The organism is Novosphingobium sp. (genome assembly GCF_036803765.1).
In the GTDB taxonomy this organism is placed as follows: Bacteria; Pseudomonadota; Alphaproteobacteria; order Sphingomonadales; family Sphingomonadaceae; genus Novosphingobium.
On the sequence record NZ_DAIRTS010000002.1, the window covers coordinates 101,303 to 119,193 of the forward strand.

The following is a 17,891-nucleotide window of genomic DNA, read 5'->3' on the forward strand; positions in this document are numbered from 1 at the left end:
GGCGGCGTCAGCCGATCCGGTTGCGCACCGAGCCGTATTGCCGCGCGCCCGACAGCACCGACTGGCCCATGTCGACCAGCCCGCTCATCAGCGCGGTCTGGCCTTGCGCCGCGGCGCTGCTGGCGCGGCCCATGGCGAACGCCGCCCCGGCATCGCCCTGCCGCATGGCGCGCGCACCGTCGGCGACGATCTCGGCGGCCCGCGCACTGCCGGTCAGGCGGGTCGAGGCGACCGCCTCTGCCGCCGTGCCGAAATCGACGCCAACGCCGCCAGCCGCGGCCGCCAGGCGCTGCCGCCCTTCCACGCCGGACGTCTGGCGATACTGGTCCTGCAGCGCACGCGCGGTCGCCTCCTGGGCATCGCGCACCGCGCTGCGTTCGAGATCGGCCTGGCGCAGCGCCGCCTGCCGCTGGTACGAGGCCTGGTGCATCGCGCTGATCGTGCTGATGCCCTGGCCGGCCACGGCAAGGCCGGCGGCGATGATCGGAAGAGCGGGGCCGCACATCAGGCATTCTCCTGTTGGTTGCGGTGGGAGGCAAAGCGATGGAAGCCCATGCCGCCCACGGTGATGACCTCGGGCGCGATCGCGAAGCCCCAGCGACGGAGCAGGCGGATCGCGCGGAAATTGTCGGCGGAGACTAGATTGGCGAGTAGCGCGCTTGAATCGTGCATCGTTGCCAGCACTTGCGGTCCGATCGTGACCAGGGCGCGGCCATGCCGCCAGACGGCATCGCTGCCCAGGAACCACGGCACGCCGACGCTCGGCACCACCGATTCCACGACCAGCCCGAACATCGCCTCGGGCTGCCCGTCGACCAGTGCGGTCCAGCACCAGGCCGACGCCACCAGCCCGTGCCGCAGCGCGCCGGCCGCCGATCGCCCCATCGCGCGGCATTCGGCCGCATCGATCGCCCTCACCCGCGGGGCCAGAGCGGGGATGTGGCCAGCGAGTGCCGGGACAATGCGCAGGCCCGGATCCGCCAACCCCTCCGTCAGTCGCGTGCCGCGCCTGCCACCTCCCCATGGCATGGGGAGGATCTGGGAAGATCCTCCCTGCCGCAGGCGGGGAGGGGGACCGCCGACGCAGTCGGTGGTGGAGGGGCTATCAGCGCCCCCCTCACCCACCGAACACCGCGTCGATCGCCACGCCCAGCAGCGTGAACGGCAGCGGCGCAGTCTGGCGCAACAATATCGTGCACTCGCCGCGCACCGCATTGTCGACATCGACCAGGTATTCGCCGTTCATCAGCGCATCGGGCGTGCTCCACGCCTCGCCCTTGCGCGACTTGACCGGGAAGAGATGGTCCGGCCCGATCCCGGCCGCGATCTGGCGCGTATCGGCCAGCGTCAGGACGGCCTGTGCCACCTGTTGCACCCGCCCGATCGTGCTTCCGCTTTGTGTGGAAAGACGCAGCGGCAGGGTCTCGACATCGACCTGATAGGGAATGCCGAAGGTCGCGCGCCGCCCCCCGTCCATGCCGGGCGGCAGCGTCACCGCCCCGCCCGCGACCGTCAGGCCGGTCACCGCAACGCCATCGACCAGCCCGGCGATGTCGGTGCGCCCTTCCAGGTGCCACAGACCGGTGAAGGTCGTGCGCGGGGTGTCGAACGTGCCCGACACCGCGCAGTCGAGAAAGCAGCTGTCCTGCACATCGCCCCAGCGATGGCTGGCCATGCGCTCGACGAAGCGGCGCGGCTGGCCGGCGATCTGCCGCTCGACCACCATGTAGACGCGGTCCTCGCCCGCCTCGCTGATCGCGCAGAGCGACAGCACGCGGCCATCGGTCTCGCACAGCGTCCAGCCCCAGACGTTCTGCTCCTGCTCCCAGGTGAAGCACAGCAGCTTGCCATCCTCGCGCGCCGCCCAGATCACGCTGCGCGGCTCCTGCGCATAGCACCATGAGACGATTCCCTGCCCATCGAACAGGTGCGGCGAGAAGATCGAGACATCGTTCGATTTCAGCCCGTCGATGCTGAAATCGTAGCCGATGGTGCGCACCGTCCGCCCGACGCTCGGCTGGTAGAACACGACATTGTCGATCACCAGCGGGGGCAATCGCGACGATCCGCGCCCGATCTGGCGGCGCGTGGCGGGCGGCTGCGTCGCGTCGAGCACGCCGCCGACGCCATCGCCGTCGATGTGGAACACGCTGTCCGAGGTCAGCGCGAGCAGGCTGGTCGTGGTGACCAGCTGGTTGACCGAGTTGACCCGCCCGGCGACGATGGTGAACGCCATCGCATCGTCGGCGCGCAAGGGGCGGGCACGATCCATGTTCTCCAGCTGGCCGCTGCGCGTGGCCCAGATGCCGTGCGGCACGTTGCGCGTGCGTGCCCAGATCGCGCGCTGCTCGAACAGTGTGACGGTCGAGGGGTAGTCGTTCGGCCCGGGAAAAGGGTTCGACGCCTGCGGCGGCGCGCGATCGAGCGCGGGGGCGATGTTGTCGTCGCGAAAACTCGTGCCCTCGGTCGTGCCGATATAGCCGACGAATTGCGAATTGTCTGCCTTGTAGACCGCATAGCGCGTCGCGCCGGGCACCGCACTCCAGCTGATCGTATTGAAATTGCGCTTGAGCGTCAGGTCGTTGGTCGCCGACGCCAGGCCCGAGGCGCGGCTTTCCATGCCGGTCGTGTCATCGATCGCGGTGACGCAATAGCTGGCGGCCTGTGGAAAGTACGCGGCATTGCCGTTGGCACTGTCGGTGTTCGCGGTGCTCGCCATGGCGACGCACGCTGCGGGCGCGGCGACCGTCGGCGCGAAAGTCACGGGCTGGAAGCGCCAGTCGGTATGCCCGGCGCGCACCAGCTTGGCCGGTGCATGGTCGAGGTGCGCCAGATACATCGTATCGGCGGTCTGCTCGAAATCGAGCTCGGCCAGTTCCAGGCCGTTGTACGGAGACCCGATGCGGGTGATGCGTGCGCCGCCCATCAGTACCAGACCCTTCCACCGAACTGTCCTGCCCCGCCGAAATAGATCGCCGGCGGATCGGGCGGGGGCGTCACCGGCGGCACCACCGGGGCAGGCGGCGGCACCGGCGGCGCGCTGCGGGTGATCCCGCCGCTGCATCCGCTGAACGGCGCGACTGCCGACGTATCGGCCGCAATGCGGAAATGACCGTCGTCGATCACCGCGGTCACCGGCCAGGCGCGGCCATTGAGCAGCGCGCCCATCGCCCCCTCGCAGCCGGTGACATAGAACAGGTCGCCCACCGCAAAGCCGTGCCAGGCCACCGCGACCTCCGCCTCGACCGCATTGCTGATCGCGCTGATCGCCAGCTCGTTCTCGAGGATGCGGCCACCCATGGCGCAGGGGCTGAGATAGCCCTGCCCCATTTCCAGCGCATAGGTCTGGTCGAGCGAGAACTGGAACGGCACCAGCCGCACCGGCTGCGATGGGTCGAGCACTTCGGCCACAAGCTCGGTGCCCGGCCGCTTCGTCACCCCGCCGTACTTCAGCACGATCACGTTGCGCGCACGGCGCAGCGCGGTGCCCCAGGCATCGACGTCGAACCGGCCATGCAGCTGCGGCCCCAACTCGCCCCGGCAGAAATTGGCTTGCGCCACGCGCACGCCGGTCATGCCGCGTCTCCGGCGCGGGCCAGTTCCGCCTCGCTGACATAGCGAGTGGGGCGTGCGCTGCGCAGGTTCGCATCGGCCGCGATGGCCCGTTGGCGCGCCAGTTCCGCCGCACGGGCCAGGGTCTGGGCCGCAGCGGGGTCCTTCTTCACCGGCAGCGCGAGACGCGCCGCCAGCTCCAGTTCGAAGGCCCGCGCGACGAGCGGCGGCAGCGCTGCGGCATCACTCACGCGCCGGACATAGACCAGCGCGGCATTCGCGACGTTGCTGTAGATCCGGCCGGCCTCGCACAGGAACGCCAGCGGCAGCGCATCCTGCCACGGGAACGCCGCCGATCCGGCCAGGGGCAGGCTTTCGGCCTCGTCTTCCATTGCGCGCACGGCCAGCGGGCGCACCATGTCGGCGGGCACGGCATAGGCATGCAGCCATTCCGCCGGCCGGTCGTTGGCCAGTTCGGCCAGCACGAGGCGCCCGCGCGCCCAGCTCCAGTCGGCCCATTCGCCCAGTTCGGCCAGCAGCGGTGATGCAAAGCGGGCCGCCTCGCGGGCTTCGATCGAGCCTTCGGCGAGGTCCGCGATCTGCCCGGCCGCGATCTGCGCCAAGGCGCGGTTACAGATGTCGATCAATTGAGCCATCGTCGCACCTCACGAAAGACTTGCTCCCCTCCTTTTCAAAGGAGGGGCGGAGGGTGGTGGAAGTCGAACGCAATGGGTGCGTTACGCCCCCTTGTCCGCTCCGCCCCGGTCGGGCGTCCCGATCCACGAGAAAGCGGGCGTGCCGAAGTGCGCCTGCGCCCGCTCGCGCGTGAACCCCTCGTCGCCGGGCATGAACGGTAGGCCGTCGTCGAAGACCTCGCCCGTGGTGTCGCTGTCGAGCCGCCAGATCGCCATGGTCGGCCTCCTCAGGCGTAGTGGATATTGAGACAAAGCACGTCGCCCGCCGCCAAAGCGGTGGTGTCGCTGTCCGCCGCCGCGCCGGTCAGCGCATAGGCAAGCCCGGCGCTGAAATAGAGCGGCGTGTCGAACGCGATCTCGAACGGGGCGGCCGGCGGCAGGTAATAGGTTGCGACCGGCGTGTCGGTGCCGACCGTGGGCGCCACATTCTTGTTGTAGAGCTTGAGATAGCGCGCCGCGGCTGCCGCATTGTAGCCGCGCAGGCGGAACAGGTCCGTGGCGCTGGTCTTGACGCTGGCGGCATTGGTCGTCGCCGCGGCAGACAACAGCCGTGCCGTGCTAGCCGGCTTCTTGGCGCGGTCCCAGGTGCTGCCGTTGAATACCAGATTGCGCGCCACGGCACACAGGCCGTTGCCGCTGGTGCCATTGCCGTCGGCCGAGGCAGACAGCACGCTCAGCGCCGACCCCGCGCTGGACAGCGCGACCAGCAGTTCACCGCGGGCCGAGACCTGCGCATTGCCGCGCTGCCCGTCGGCCAGCGTGGGTTGGGTGAGGTTGTAGACCCCGCCGATCTTGACCGGGTTGCCGGCATCGGTGGCACCCGCCGCGATCGCGCCGGCAACGCCGCCCGAATGGCCGATGCTGACAGCCAGCGTGCTGCCGCCGGGCGAGCGGACCCAGATATTGGCGGCATTGCCCACGATCGTCTCGAGCCGCGCCAGCGTGACGCCCGAGGCATCCGAGGCCGGCGCGCTCGCCCCGCCGAAGCAGACCTTGACCGGCTGCGGGGTGGTGTTCTGCAACAGCACGTCGGCATTCGCGGCGGCGGTCAGCGTTGCGGCGAGATCCTGCCAGGCACTGGTGGCGGCAAAGCTGCTTTGAGTGGCGGCTGCCATGGATGTCTCCTTCTCGTTTCGGGAAAGGCCGCTGCGCCGGCCAGGGGGCAGGCCGGCGCAGCGCAGCGCGCTTACTGGCCGCCGGTGCCGAGGTTGGTCTGGCGGCTGGCGACGATCGCGGCGGTGAGCTTGCCCGCGGTCGCGTTGCTGCCGCCAACGGTGTAATACAGCCGCAGGTAGCGTGCGTTCGCCCCCTCCTCGATCGAGCCGGGGACCTTGAACTGATAGCCGGCGACGAGCGATGCGACCGGCACCGTCGCGCCGCTCGAGATCGTCGTCCAGGTCGCGTTGTCGGGCGAGGCCTGGACCGAGACCTGCAGGTTGGTGAGGCCGGCAAAGGCCTGGGTAACGCTGACCAACAGGTCGATTTCGCTGCCGCGGCCGATGTCGCGTACCAGCGCGGCACTGGCGCCGAACGGCGTGCCCGTCGCACCGAGGTCGATGACATTGGCCGAAGGGGCGGAGGCGGTGACGGCCTGGCCGTCGCTGAACACGAGGGACGTATCGAAGATCATCGCAGGGTCTTTCGCAAGCGGGCAAGGATCGGGGCCGCGCCGAGGGGAAGCGGCGCGGCGCCCGTTGAAAGGCTCAGGCGTTCGAGAGCTCAGGCGACCAGCGCCTCGCTGGTCACGATCGCGTCGGTCTCGCGGATGGGGATGCCACGCCAGGTCATCACTTCCTCGCCCTGCACTTCCATCGGCGTCAGCCGCACGAAGTTGTCCACGCCGCTGCGCCCGTTGCTGGTCTCGGCATCGAGCGCCTCGAGCATCAGGCGGTTCATGTAGATCACGGTGCGACCCGGGCTGACCTGGCCCTCGCGCTCCATCTTGTAGGCGCGGCGGCCCTGCAGCTTGTAGTAGAGCTTGCGCATCAGCGGGTTGAGCGCGACCGTGCCGGCGATCACGTCGGACACGTCGATGTTGGCGATACGCCCGTTGAAGCGCCAGTCCTTGACGCACAGGCCAAGGTGCTGCGTGAACTTCTCTTCCTTGACGTAATAGGGGTTGCCGTTGCCATCGAGCACGCGCTGGCGCCCCATGTCCTCGCGCTGGACGCCCGCGGGCACCGCATCGGGCACGATCACGCTGGTCTGCATGTCGCCGTGCGTGACGAACCAGATCGAGGTGTTGTCGGCCTGGGTGCCGCCGCCGTTGACGACGTTGGCATTGGACAGCGCATTGTAGCGCGGCGCCAGGCCGTGGAACTGCTTGCCGTTCACCTTGACGTCCGAATACCAGATCGCACTGTCGACGGTCTGGGCGATGGACTCGAGGAAGCCCTGCCCCTCGACCAGCCGCATCTTGGCGGCTTCCGCGGGCTTGAGGTTGAGCAGGCGCTCATCGACCGAGGACAGGCCCTCGACGAAGCCGGTGGTGTCCTTGACCTCGGTATAGTTGCCCTTCGACTGGGCGATGCCCTGGTAGAGCGCGCCCCACGAGACCGCGGGCAGCCCGGTGCGGATGGTCGAGCGGTGCTCGGTCCCGCTGTTGCAGCTGACGACGTTGGCGTCCTTCATGAAGGGCGTCAGTTGCGTCAGCGCCTCCACCACATCGCCGAGGCCATCGCCGCCGGCCTTGAGGACGTCGATGAGATTCCAGTAACTTGCGCCGAGAATGGCCATGCTGCTCTCTCCTTATTTCGCTTCCTGGGGATAGAGGCGCTCCCAGACGGGACGTTGCGAGGCGCCGCCGGTGTGGGCACGGGCGAAGGCGCCGTCCTCGGCGAGCAGTTCGCCCAGCCGCCGGAAGGCGCGAATCATGTCGGGGTGATTGCCGAACCCGCTGTCGGCGAGCGCCGCGCGGAACGGATGGCCGTCGGTGAAGCCGAGCGCGTCGAGGCCACGGGCCGCCAGATGCTCGCTTTCGCGCGCCCGCCCGCCGCCGATCTCGGGGTCGGCGGCGAATTCCTCGGCCCAGGCCCGCTTCTGCGCGGCGGCGGCATCGGCGAAGTGCGCCAGCAGCGTCTCCTGCGTGCGCTGCATCACCCCCTGCGCCAGCGGGAGCAGCTTGCCCGCCTGGTCGTTCGACAGGCCCAGTTCGCGCAGCACCGGGTCCGCGCTTTCGAGCAGCACGGTGTCGAGCGTCAGCCCCTCCAGCGCCAGGTCGTAGCGCTCGGGCACGCCGGGGCGAGGCTCCGGCGCCAGCGGCTGCACCTCAGCCGGTGCGGGGCCGGCGGTCGGCACCGAGGTTGCCGGCTGGCTCATCACCTGGGCCGTCTCCGGGTTCGCCGGGGAGCTCGTCGTATCGGGTAAGGGAAGCGGGTCGCTCAAGGCGGAAGTCCTTTGCGCTAAGGGCGGTTTGGATCACGGCCTGCATCGTCGTCAGGCCGAGCGGGTCACGCTGGCGGGTCGCCTCGTCCTGGCCACGATGGGCCAGCGCGACGAGGTCGAGGCACAGGCTGCGGCGCCCTTCGAGAAAGGCCAGCGGGCCTTCCTGCGTGCTGCCCGCCATGCCGTGATGGCCCAGCAGGCCGGCGGCTTGAATCGCTGCATGCAGGAACCGCCGAAACTCCACGCGGCCAAGCAGGAACGCGGCATCCTCGGCCGGCAGGCTCATGGCTGGACCAGCTTGCGCAGCAGGCTCTCGCCGCCGACATCGGCGCGCGAGAGCAGCTCGGCCGCTGCCGCCGCGTCCTTCATCGCCGGGACCATCTGCGCGATCTGCGCGCTCTGCTGCGCCGCGTGGGCCGCCTGCGCCCGTTCCGCGCGCAGCACCGAGACTGCACCTGCCGGCCGTAGGATCCGCGCCGGGGTGCCCGCACGCCAGGCGTATTCGTCCAGCGCCTCGTCGAAGTCGATCTTGTCGAGGACTTCGGGATGCGCGCCCGCAAGATTGCCGACGAAGCCGACGACGCGCTCGATCTGGCCGATCCCGACCATGCGCTGCATCTGCTGGAGGATCGAGACGAACTCGACCCGCACCGCGCGGCCGTGCAGCGCAGCGGGCGCCGGCGGCAGCATTGCGCCGCGGCTCATGATCGCAAAGGCGCGGTCGATCGCCACCTGCAGCTTTTCGTTGGCCACCCGCTCGATCACCGGGCCAAGCTGCGTCAGCTTCTCTTCGTTGCGGCTGGCGATCTCCTCCACGGTCCGCGGCTGCACACCCCGCATGCTGGTGATCGCATTGAACAGGTCGGCAAAGCTCAGGCCGTCGATCTGGCGACGGCACTTGTCCATTTCCTCGCCGATCGCCGCCACCGCCTGGTACGGCATCTGGTAGGGGATCAGCACCCCTTCGCGGTCGAGCCCAGAGGCCGTCACCGTGCGCCCCGGCTCGCCGGTCAGGCGCACGCCGGGCGGGACGATCTTCTCGGGCTTGACCATCTGGTCGATCGCCTCGTTGCGCCGCTTGGCCTGCATCTGCAGCTCGCGCAGCGCCGGCAGCGCTTCCATGCCGGGCGAGTGGCCATAGGTATCGCCGCCGACCACGTCCCAGCGTGGTGCCCAGAATGGCTGCTCGTTGTAGCCCGACAGCTTGAGCAGCCGGTCGCCGCGCGCGTTGGCCTCCCAATAGACACTGCGCCATGCCTTCGAGCCGAAGCGATGCGGGTCGTGGCCCGGATCGGGCTCGATCGCGTGCATGACCTCGACCACCGCCTCGTACTGGCTGCGATCGTATAGCGCGCGCGTCGCGGGCGAGACCGCATCACCGAACGTCTCGACCGCCTGCTTCACGCTCATCGGGCACGTGCGATAGAGCGTGTCGGGCACCAGCGCGTCGGACAGCGCGATCCAGTATTCGCCGAAGGTCAGCGCGTGGCACACCGCGCCCGCCAGCGGATGCTCGACCATCACGCAGGCCTCGGTGCCGAACAGCCCCATCTCGCCATAGCCGGCCTTGGCCGCGCCATAGAAATTGGTCGACGCCAGGAACGCATAGAGCCGGCGCTCGACCGCAGACAGCCAGCCGCGCACGCCGTCGGCCTCCATCAGGTCGTCGTCGGCGGTCTTGAGCGTAAACCACGGACGCGACGCGCTCGAGAGGCCCGAGGTCATGCCATTGGTCAGCGTGCGGAACGCCTCGATTCCGTGAGGGTCGAACAGGGTCTTGTTCCACTGGCGCCGTCGCGCCCCCGAACGGTCGCGCGACCCCGCCAGAAAACGCGAGCGTGCCGGCTGAGCGAAGCGCGCGATCTGCTCGGCCTCGGCTTCGTAGTCCTGGCGGACGGTCTTCATGATCGACAGGCGCGCCTCGCAATGCGCGCGAATGGCGCGGGGATCAGCCAAGAGCGCCTCCTCCCAGCCGCGCCGAGGTCACGGGCGCCGCACCACCAAGCCCGAGCGGAGACGTCACCATCCCGGCCAGCAGCGCGCGGCGCCAGCGCAGCGCGTCGGCCGATACGGCAGGCGCGCCCTGGTCTGGAAGTTTGAGCGATTGCCGCTCGGCGGCGGCTGGAATGGTCGGCGTGCTGCACATGACGGGCACCTCCTCAAGGGGTCGAGGAGCTGTCTAGGCGGCGCCGTGGCGGCGTTGAATCGCGCCATGTCCGCAAGGCCATCAGGGTCGATCCGTATCGGGATCTTTCCGCTCGGTTGAAGGGCCCCGCGCTAACCAGACCGCGATTATTCCCGGCTCAACTTTGCAAAGAGGTCTGCCCATGCTGGCATGGTTCGAACAGGTCGCACCGATCCGCACCAAATTCCGGGCGATGCTGGCCGTGCACGCGGCGGCCGGCGCCCTCGCGCTCATCGGTGCGGCGCTCCTGGCCGCAGGCCTTGCGCCGTGGTGGCTCGGCCTGTCGATCACCGCGACGGGAGCGCTGCTCGGCGTCGCGACGGTCCTGATCGCCAGCGAGCGTGTGTGCCGGCCCTACGTCGATACCGTCGTGCGGATGGAGGCCCTTGCCGCCGGCGATCTTGAATCGCACATCGACTATACGCACCACACCGACTGCGTCGGCCGCATGACTCAAGCCATGGCGACCTTTCGCGACAACGCGCTGGCGATCCGGCGCAGCAATGCGATCGAAGTGGTGATATCGACGCTCGGCACGGCATTGAAGCGACTTTCAGGCGGTGACCTTGCCACTTCGATCACCGAGCCGCTGCCCGAACGCTACGCCTCGTTGCGCGCCGATTACAATCACGCACTCGGCGCGATGCAGCAGGTGATGGCGCTCGTTGCCGCAAGTGCCGACGCGGTCCTGACCAGCGCCCGCGAGATCCAGGCCGCGGCGGACAACCTTGCCGAACGCAACGAGCGACAGGCCGCCAGCCTCGAGGAAGTGGCCGCCGCGATGGTCCAGGTCACCACCGGCCTCGACAACACCGCGCGCTCCACCGCCGACGCGCAGACCGCGGTCGCCGACACCCAGCGCGAGGCCTCGGACGGCGGCGCTGTCGTGACCCGGGCGGTTGAGGCCATGGCCGAAATCTCGCAGTCGGCCGAACAGATTACCCAGATCATCGGGGTAATCGATGGCATCGCCTTTCAGACCAACCTGCTCGCGCTCAACGCGGGGGTCGAGGCCGCCCGTGCTGGCGAGGCGGGCCGCGGGTTCGCGGTCGTCGCCACCGAGGTCCGCGCGCTTGCCCAGCGCAGCGCCGATGCCGCGCGCGACATCCGCAAGCTCATCACCGTCTCCAGCCAGCAGGTGGCGCAAGGCGTGTCGCTGGTCGGCGATGCCGGGTCGGTCCTGTCGAAGATCGTCGAGCGCGTGACCGAGATCAACGCCCAGGTCGGCGCCATCGCCAGCCAGACGCAGACGCAGGCCACTGGCGTTCGCCAGATCGGCGACGTCATCAACGAGCTCGATCGTTCGACCCAGCACAACGCCGCGATGGTCGAGGAAAGCGCCGCCGCCTCGCATGCCCTCGCCGCGCGCGCGCACGAGTTGTCCACCGCGATCGACCATTTCAGCCTCGGCGATGCCACCCCCGGCCGCGCCGGCGGCGTTGCCCGCCTCGATCCGGCTCCCGCGCTGGCCGTGGTTGCGCCGGCCAGCCGCCCCGCACTCCCGCCTGCCGCCGCCAAACCCGTGCAACCCGCGCCTGCTCCCGTCGTCCGCCCGCGCCTCGCCGCGCAAGGCTCTGCGGCGGCCGCGGCGGACTGGTCCGAATTCTGAGGGTTCAGCCCAGCTCGCCATAGCGGCCCGCGCCGTCGTCCTCGCGTGGCGGCGGCGCCAGCCATGCAGGCACGGCGCGCGGGCCAACCGCCTCGGCAAAGGTGCAGGCCAGCGCGTCGGCCCAGTCGGGGCTGGGCAATCCGCGCCGCTTCATGTCGGGCTTCCGCTCCAGCTGGACGCGGGTGTCGTCGGCGGCAAAGCCATAAGTCGGCCCGATCAGGTCATCGCGCAGCCGCTCGTGGTCGGGCAGCGCGGCCTGCGCCAGCCAGGCGCGCATCCGGGTCCACATCTCGGCCCGCTTGTTGGCGGTCGGCACCGCCACCCCCGGCTCCAGCTCGGCCTCGCGACCCTTGCCGCCGAACCACACTTCCATCACCGGCACGTCGGAGCCCAGCAATTGTCGCAGCCGATCGACCACCGCCGCGCCGATATTGCCGGCATCAACGAAGATCGCATCCGGCCGGTGCCGCGCCGCCTCGAGCGCGATGTCGCCCGCCAGTTGCATCGCGTCCACCCCGCGCCACGCCTTCCACGGCCGGCTGCGCGCATCCCGGCCGCAACGGATCGCCAGCACGCTCTCGTCGTCGCCGAACCGCGCGCAGTCGACGCCGAAGATCACCGGATCGCTGGGCAGCCCTTCCGGCACCGAGCGCCGCCGCGCCGCCTCGACCAGGTCGAGCGGGATGAACTGCATCGTCCCGCTCGAAGGGAACAGCCCGCGCACCCTGACCCGCGCCACATCGCTGTCCTCGCCATAGGCTGCGACCAGTTCGTCCAGATAGGCACGGTTCACGCCCTCGACCTCGCGCGCATCAATCTGCGCGGTGCGCCACAGGCTGCGATGCTTGCCAAAGCATTCGCGGAAAGCGCCGGTGTTCTGGGTCGGGTTGCCCAGCGCCAGCCAGATCAGTTCCGTGCCCTCGTCGGTCAGCGCACCCAGCGCCACTTCCCACACCGCATCGGCAATGCCCGACGCCTCGTCGAAGACCAGCACGATCCGCCGGCCAAGGTTGTGCAGCCCGGCAAAGGCTTCGGTGTTATGCTCGCTCCAGGTCACCAGGTCGCAGCGCCACGCCGCCTCGTGCCCCGCGGCCGTCGCGGTCAGCGCCCGCCGGGTCTGGCGAAACCACCCGGCGGTCAGCGCCAGTTGCGCCCACTTGGCGATCTCCGGTCCGGTCTTGGTATCGAGCTGGCTTTCGGTATTGGCCGTCACCAGCACGCGTGCATTGGGGCAGGTGTCGAGCGCCCATTTGACCACCATCGCCACCAGTGCGGACTTGCCGATGCCGTGTCCCGAAGCGCGAGCGATGCGCAGCGGCTGATGGCGGGTCGCGGGGTTGGCCAGGTGCGCACCGATCTCGGCCAGCACGTGCCGCTGCCAGCCTCGCGGCCCCGTCATCCCCGCCAGGGCGCCCTCGCCCCACGGGAAGGCATAGAGGGCATAGCCCAGCGGATCGTGCGTGAAACCGCCGATCGCCTCGGCCAGTTCGCTGGACATCATCGCCTGTTCCCCCGCTCATGCCGCAGGCGTGCCATCACCGCCCGCGCAGGACCCGTGCCCGTGCCGCGGCCAGCCGCGCGCTCCAGTCCGGCCCGTCGCTCCCCGCGCTTTCGCCGTATTTGCCGGGAGCCCATTTCGAGAGCAGTTTCAATCGCGTCTCCACCCGCAGCCGCGCGCGCGCCACGTTGTCGGGATTCTTGGCGACGCTGACGCTCCCGTCGGATTTTTCCTTCGTGACGACGTCCTCGGCATCGTCGTCGGCGATCTCGAGCGCCTCCTCGGCGATCGCTTCGAAGCCGGCCTCGCGCGCCAGGGCGAAGCGCCGGGCGAAGTCCTTGTCCTCAAGGCGCCAGCGCTGGACCAGCGAGGCCGCCACGCCGTGCCGCCGGCACAGCTTGCGCAGCGTCACTCCCTCGGCCAGCCCGGCCAGCAGCGCCTCGGCCAGTGCCGCGTCACGCGGCAGCTTGCGCGGCCGCGCCATCAATCGCGCCCCTGGCGATAGGGCTTGCGATCGGTCGGCCGCGGCGTCCGCGCCCCCTTGGGCACATGCGGGCGGTCCACGTGCATGCTGGCACTGCGCGCGGTCCGCTTGCCGCTGGCGACGATCTCGACGATCCGAAACCGCTGGAAACGCTCGACCCGGATGAAGCCCTTGCGCTCCAGCCGCCGCACCATGACCGGCCCCATCGAGCAGGAATTGTACCCGCACAACATCTCGATATCGATGTTCGTCGGACAGGGCAGCCCCGCCTCGGCCGCCTCCACCAGGGCATGATACGTCGTCCGCTCGGTCCAGCTAAGGCCTGCGAGCGACAGGCGCTCCTCCCGGCGCTCGCTCTCGGGCGCCGGGGCAGCCGGCCCAGCCGGGGCATCCTGGGCCAAAGGTTCGGCAAAGGCACGCGTGCGTGCGGCAATGGGCATGGCGTTGTCCCCCTCTTTCAGATGCGACAGCCGGCACCGCCTGCAGCGCACCATCCTCGGCACTGCGGCTCGTTCGTCTCGTCGCGTTGGATACGGCCTCTAGCCGTTGCTTCCGAATATAGGAAATTTCCTATTTACCTAATCGAGATCGTTCCATTCTCGTACCATCGGCAGTAAGGGTCGATTCAAGAAAAGGAAATTTCCTTCAACCACTGCCGTGTCATCCCTCCCGCCGCCGGACCACTCATGCCCGACTCGCCGCCACTGCCACCCGGTTGGTCATGGTTCGAGGCCATCCTTCCCGATGGCCGCCGGCATCGTTTCGCCCTTCCTCACGACACACCGATCCCCGCCCTGCACACGCGTGCATGGCAGATCTGGTCGCCCGCCCGCGCCGGCAGCGACGGACGGTTTTTGGCTCCGGGATTGTCGGTAGAACGCGTGAGCGCCTGAGCCTTGAACGCCGTTGGCTTTGCGCCGAGCCCTCAGCCCATCGTCACGAAGATTTCGGCGACGATCACCCATGCCCCGCCGATCAGACGCCACTTGGCGCTATAGCGCCCTTGCGCCTCGATCGTGGCACCGTCGCTCGCGCGACCTTCCCAGTGCCCCTGCTCCAGCGCGATCGGCGCCACCGGCGAGCAGGCGATGGCATCGGGCGTGCGGACATAGATCGTCCGGGCGCGCGCCGAAAATTCGCGCTTCCACGCCTGCAGCTGCGCGCGTCGCCCGGCCAGCACGGCGCTGTCGCTCCCTGTCACCAGCACAACGTCAGGCGCCAGCAGCGGCCCGATCGCGGCGAGGTCCGCCTCCGCCAGCGCGCGGTTGAACGCCGCCCGCTGCAGGCGGATCGCCAGCTCGCCCCCTTCGGTCATCAGGCCTGCAACAGCTTGGGCAGCGTCCCGCTCATCCCCCGCGCCTCGTCCATGAACCAGCGCTTGAGCGTCGGCATCCGCTGCACGCCCGCCATGCCGATCCGCCGCACCGCGCTCGGCAGGCGTCCGCGCAGGCCGAACAGGCGCGTCAGCACGTCAGTCGCGGCTGCCACCATGAAGGTGTCAGTCGCCCGCCACCGCTCGTAGCGAGCCAGCAACTGCGCATCGCCCGGCTCCAGCCCCAGCCGCGCGCCTTCGGCCAGCACCTCGACCAGCGCCGCCACATCGCGCAGGCCCAGGTTCAGGCCCTGCCCCGCGATCGGGTGCATGCCGTGCGCCGCATCGCCCACCAGCGCCAGCCTGTCCTCGACGACCCGCACGGTATGATGGAAATTCAGCGGATAGGACGAGCGCGCGCCGTTGAGCGTGATCGCCCCGAACACGCCGCCCATGCGTTTCTCCACTTCGCGCAGGAACGCGGTCTCGCTCATCGCCAGGACACCCGCAGCGTCCTTCTCTGCCACCGTCCACACCAGCGCCGAACGGTGCCGCCCGGCCTCGTCGTCCAGCAGCGGCAGCAGGGCGAAGGGCCCGGCGGGATAGAAGATTTCCCAGGCAACGTTCTCGTGCGACTTTTCATGGACGAGGCCGGCAATGATCGCGCGGTGCCCATAATCCCAGCGCGCCGGCGTAAAGCCCGCCTCGTCGCGCGTCGGGCTGCGACGCCCCTCCGCAGCCACCAGCAAGCTACCCTTGAGCACGCGTCCATCGCTGAGCGTCACGCTCACCCCATGCGCCCCGCGCTCGCGCGTCGCCACCCGCGCATTGGGCAGAAACGTGATGAGCGTCTCGCGCGCGGCCGCCTCGTACATCACCGTGCGCAAGTCGCGATTGGCGTACATCCGCCCCAGCGAGCCTTCCTCCGGCTGGGGGCGGAAGTCGATGCGCCCCGGCTTGAGGCTGTCCATCACCGCGATCGCGTCGATCGGACAGCCCTTGGCCGACAGCGCCTCGGCCATGCCGAGGTTGGTATAGAGGTTCCAGCTGGCGGTGGAGATGGCCGAGGCGCGCCCGTCGAACCCGTCGGCGGTCATTGCCGCCGGATCCGACGAGTCGACGACGACACTGGCGATCCCCTGCTTGGCAAGGCCGATGGCCAGCGTCATGCCGACCAGCCCGCCGCCCAGAATCACCACGTCCCCACGGATCACGTCACCCGTCGCGGTCGCATCCATCGCCAGCTCGCTCATCACTTCACTCCACAGGTGCTGCCCGGCCCCGGATCGAGATCGAGGCAGCGACCGTCATAGGCGCCTTCGGGCGCCGGCAAATTGATCCATGCCGAAAGGGTGGGGGCGATGTCCACTGTTTCAACGGGCGAAGGCTGCTCGAACCCGGTCATGCCCTTGCGCCAGAACAGCATCGGCACGCGGCGGTCGTAATCCCAGGGCGAGCCGTGCGTGGCGACATATCCACCCGACGCGCTCGGCATGGCCATGATCCCGCGCTTGAGCAACACCACGAAATCACCCGAGCGCGGCGCGTAATACGAGGCGCGGGCGCGGTCGAGCAGGCTCCAGGTCTCGGGCGAACCGCTCGGCGCGGGTGCAGCCTGCAGCTCGGCCGCCGTGAACACGGCCGCGACCTGCGGATGGGCCGCCAGCAAGTCCTTCGCGGCCGCCACGACCCTTGCCTTGTCCGCCGCCGGCAGCGAGGCCTTGACCCAGAAATCGCCGGCCGCTCCATCGCCCAGGATCAGGCCATCGCCCGGCAGGCCGACCTTGGCCGCCACCGCGGCGCTGATCGCCTTGGGCAGCAGGTTCGCATCGGCGCGTGCCGCCTGCGGCAGGGCCTGGAGGTTGAGCCGCTCGGGCATGTCGTAGCCGCCGTGATCGGCCGACATCACGACCCCGTAGTCGATCCCGCGTGCATCGAGCGCCGCGAAGAACAGGCCCAGCGCCTTGTCCACGGTCGCCAGTTGCAAACACATCTCCGGCCCTTCGGTCCCCGTCGAATGGCCGACATAGTCGGTCGCCGACAGGCTCACCGACAGCAGGTCGGGCACGCTGCCCTGGCCCAGCTTCATCGCGTCGACCAGCTTGAGCGCCAGGTCGAGCGTCGCCTGGTCGAGGCGCGGCGAGGCGCGGAACGCCGTCGCATCGCCCGCGGTCAGCGCGAAGTGCCCGGTCCCGACCGTGGCACTGCCTGCCTTGACCGCCCCCTCACGCGCGGCGCAAAATGCGGGCAACTGCATCGCCGGCGCGCCGCTTGCCAAGACCTTGGTAACCTTGGCGTTCTCTTCATCGACCGCGGGCAGCACCGGGCGCCCGTCGATCGTGACGAAGCCCTTGGTCTTCCAGAACCACACCTGGTCGATGACATGGCCGCCCATCATCAGCGCGGCGCGATCCTTGCCCGAGACCGAGACGTTGCGCGCCGCGGGCCACTGCTGCTTGATCCGCTCGCCCAGCGTCGGCACCAGCAGATGCCTGACGCTCGACACGTAATCCTTGGGATCGGCGGGCTCACGCGTCTCGTCCTCGGCGCAATAGACTTCCTTCTTCGCCCGGCCGACCGACTGGTCGATCCAGGTATTGGCGATGATCCCGGTGCGCGCCGGATGCACGCCGGTCAGCAGCGTCGAGTGCCCCGGGCAGGTCTCGGTCGCGGCGTGGCTCTGGTAGCCGGCGGGAAACACCGCACCGCTTGCCAGCCGCGCCAGACCGCCGGTGAAGTGGCTGCGGTACTGTGCAAAGAGGTCGGCCGAGAACTGGTCCATCGCCATCGCGATCAGCAGGTGCGGAGGGCCGGCGGGCGCCGGGGCCGCAGCGGGCGCCGCCATGGGTGACGCCCCGGCGGCCGGCTTTGGCGTCTTGGCCGCCTTGGCCAGGGCAGGCGAGGCCATGAGAATTGCGGGGGCCAGCGCGGTTGCAAGCAGGGTGGAACGCAGCAGGGGGGGCAGATGCATCGGGATTCCTCTTTCACGCAAGGCTTTGGCGCATGACTCGAGCTGGGGCTCCGGCTTGTCCACCTGCCCGACCGTGCACAACGGCGGGCCAAGCTGGACGATACGGGTCGCCTGCCGTAAACCGCCTCGGCGCGAAAGGCATAGTCCGGCGCGACATTCAAAGGATAGCCCCCTGTTGCAGCGGTTTCGGAAGATGGTCCT

At 69.5% G+C, this 17,891-nt stretch carries 20 protein-coding genes; 1 reads left to right on the top strand and 19 read right to left on the bottom strand.

Features of this window, described 5'->3' with window-relative positions; all coding sequences use genetic code 11:
• Window positions 1–7: 7 nt before the first annotated feature.
• The 13 genes from V7Q48_RS01610 to V7Q48_RS01670 form a co-directional block, all read right to left on the bottom strand.
• Window positions 8–505: a hypothetical protein gene (locus V7Q48_RS01610; RefSeq protein WP_333835855.1), complete on the bottom strand. Its 498-nt coding sequence runs from the start codon at window positions 503–505 to the stop codon at window positions 8–10.
• A complete protein-coding gene (locus V7Q48_RS01615; protein WP_333835857.1) occupies window positions 505–918 on the bottom strand; it encodes a hypothetical protein in 414 nt (137 codons plus the stop codon). The genes V7Q48_RS01610 and V7Q48_RS01615 overlap by 1 nt, the downstream gene beginning before the upstream one ends.
• A gap of 199 nt (window positions 919–1,117) precedes the next feature.
• Window positions 1,118–2,926, bottom strand: coding sequence for a hypothetical protein (locus tag V7Q48_RS01620; protein WP_333835859.1), 1,809 nt, complete (start codon window positions 2,924–2,926; stop codon window positions 1,118–1,120).
• The gene (locus V7Q48_RS01625) at window positions 2,926–3,576 is read right to left on the bottom strand and encodes a hypothetical protein (RefSeq protein ID WP_333835860.1); all 651 of its coding nucleotides are present in this window, start codon (window positions 3,574–3,576) and stop codon (window positions 2,926–2,928) included. Before V7Q48_RS01625 ends, V7Q48_RS01620 begins: the two co-directional genes overlap by 1 nt.
• Window positions 3,573–4,208 (bottom strand): hypothetical protein, encoded by a 636-nt coding sequence (locus tag V7Q48_RS01630; RefSeq protein WP_333835862.1) that lies wholly within the window; start codon window positions 4,206–4,208, stop codon window positions 3,573–3,575. Before V7Q48_RS01630 ends, V7Q48_RS01625 begins: the two co-directional genes overlap by 4 nt.
• 81 nt (window positions 4,209–4,289) lie before the next feature.
• Window positions 4,290–4,463: a hypothetical protein gene (locus V7Q48_RS01635; protein WP_333835864.1), complete on the bottom strand. Its 174-nt coding sequence runs from the start codon at window positions 4,461–4,463 to the stop codon at window positions 4,290–4,292.
• A gap of 11 nt (window positions 4,464–4,474) precedes the next feature.
• Window positions 4,475–5,362, bottom strand: coding sequence for a hypothetical protein (locus V7Q48_RS01640; RefSeq protein WP_333835866.1), 888 nt, complete (start codon window positions 5,360–5,362; stop codon window positions 4,475–4,477).
• A gap of 71 nt (window positions 5,363–5,433) precedes the next feature.
• Window positions 5,434–5,877, bottom strand: coding sequence for a Bbp16 family capsid cement protein (locus tag V7Q48_RS01645; protein WP_333835868.1), 444 nt, complete (start codon window positions 5,875–5,877; stop codon window positions 5,434–5,436).
• 89 nt (window positions 5,878–5,966) lie between these two features.
• Window positions 5,967–6,983: a major capsid protein gene (locus V7Q48_RS01650; RefSeq protein WP_333835870.1), complete on the bottom strand. Its 1,017-nt coding sequence runs from the start codon at window positions 6,981–6,983 to the stop codon at window positions 5,967–5,969.
• 12 nt (window positions 6,984–6,995) lie between these two features.
• Window positions 6,996–7,565: a hypothetical protein gene (locus V7Q48_RS01655; RefSeq protein WP_333835871.1), complete on the bottom strand. Its 570-nt coding sequence runs from the start codon at window positions 7,563–7,565 to the stop codon at window positions 6,996–6,998.
• On the bottom strand, window positions 7,516–7,917 hold the full coding sequence (locus V7Q48_RS01660; RefSeq protein ID WP_333835872.1) for a hypothetical protein: 402 nt from the start codon (window positions 7,915–7,917) through the stop codon (window positions 7,516–7,518). The genes V7Q48_RS01655 and V7Q48_RS01660 overlap by 50 nt, the downstream gene beginning before the upstream one ends.
• Complete coding sequence (locus tag V7Q48_RS01665; RefSeq protein ID WP_333835873.1) at window positions 7,914–9,587, bottom strand: portal protein; 1,674 nt, start codon at window positions 9,585–9,587, stop codon at window positions 7,914–7,916. Before V7Q48_RS01665 ends, V7Q48_RS01660 begins: the two co-directional genes overlap by 4 nt.
• Complete coding sequence (locus tag V7Q48_RS01670) at window positions 9,580–9,777, bottom strand: hypothetical protein (protein WP_333835874.1); 198 nt, start codon at window positions 9,775–9,777, stop codon at window positions 9,580–9,582. The genes V7Q48_RS01665 and V7Q48_RS01670 overlap by 8 nt, the downstream gene beginning before the upstream one ends.
• Before the next feature lie 181 nt (window positions 9,778–9,958).
• Between V7Q48_RS01670 and V7Q48_RS01675 the strand changes: the two genes are divergently transcribed.
• Window positions 9,959–11,425 carry a methyl-accepting chemotaxis protein gene (locus tag V7Q48_RS01675; RefSeq protein WP_333835875.1) on the top strand — a complete coding sequence of 489 codons (1,467 nt, stop codon included), beginning with the start codon at window positions 9,959–9,961 and terminating at the stop codon, window positions 11,423–11,425.
• A gap of 4 nt (window positions 11,426–11,429) precedes the next feature.
• On the opposite strand, the gene V7Q48_RS01680 is transcribed toward V7Q48_RS01675, so the two are convergent.
• The 6 genes from V7Q48_RS01680 to V7Q48_RS01705 form a co-directional block, all read right to left on the bottom strand.
• Window positions 11,430–12,926, bottom strand: a complete 1,497-nt coding sequence (locus V7Q48_RS01680; protein WP_333835877.1) for a terminase — start codon at window positions 12,924–12,926, stop codon at window positions 11,430–11,432.
• A 34-nt stretch (window positions 12,927–12,960) separates the two neighbouring features.
• Window positions 12,961–13,407: a hypothetical protein gene (locus tag V7Q48_RS01685; RefSeq protein WP_333835878.1), complete on the bottom strand. Its 447-nt coding sequence runs from the start codon at window positions 13,405–13,407 to the stop codon at window positions 12,961–12,963.
• Window positions 13,407–13,847 (bottom strand): hypothetical protein, encoded by a 441-nt coding sequence (locus V7Q48_RS01690; RefSeq protein WP_333835879.1) that lies wholly within the window; start codon window positions 13,845–13,847, stop codon window positions 13,407–13,409. The genes V7Q48_RS01685 and V7Q48_RS01690 overlap by 1 nt, the downstream gene beginning before the upstream one ends.
• 485 nt (window positions 13,848–14,332) lie before the next feature.
• A complete protein-coding gene (locus V7Q48_RS01695) occupies window positions 14,333–14,722 on the bottom strand; it encodes a nuclear transport factor 2 family protein (RefSeq protein ID WP_333835880.1) in 390 nt (129 codons plus the stop codon).
• Window positions 14,722–15,972 (bottom strand): UbiH/UbiF/VisC/COQ6 family ubiquinone biosynthesis hydroxylase, encoded by a 1,251-nt coding sequence (locus tag V7Q48_RS01700; RefSeq protein ID WP_333835881.1) that lies wholly within the window; start codon window positions 15,970–15,972, stop codon window positions 14,722–14,724. Before V7Q48_RS01700 ends, V7Q48_RS01695 begins: the two co-directional genes overlap by 1 nt.
• Window positions 15,972–17,690: an alkaline phosphatase family protein gene (locus V7Q48_RS01705; protein WP_333835882.1), complete on the bottom strand. Its 1,719-nt coding sequence runs from the start codon at window positions 17,688–17,690 to the stop codon at window positions 15,972–15,974. Before V7Q48_RS01705 ends, V7Q48_RS01700 begins: the two co-directional genes overlap by 1 nt.
• Window positions 17,691–17,891: the final 201 nt, after the last annotated feature.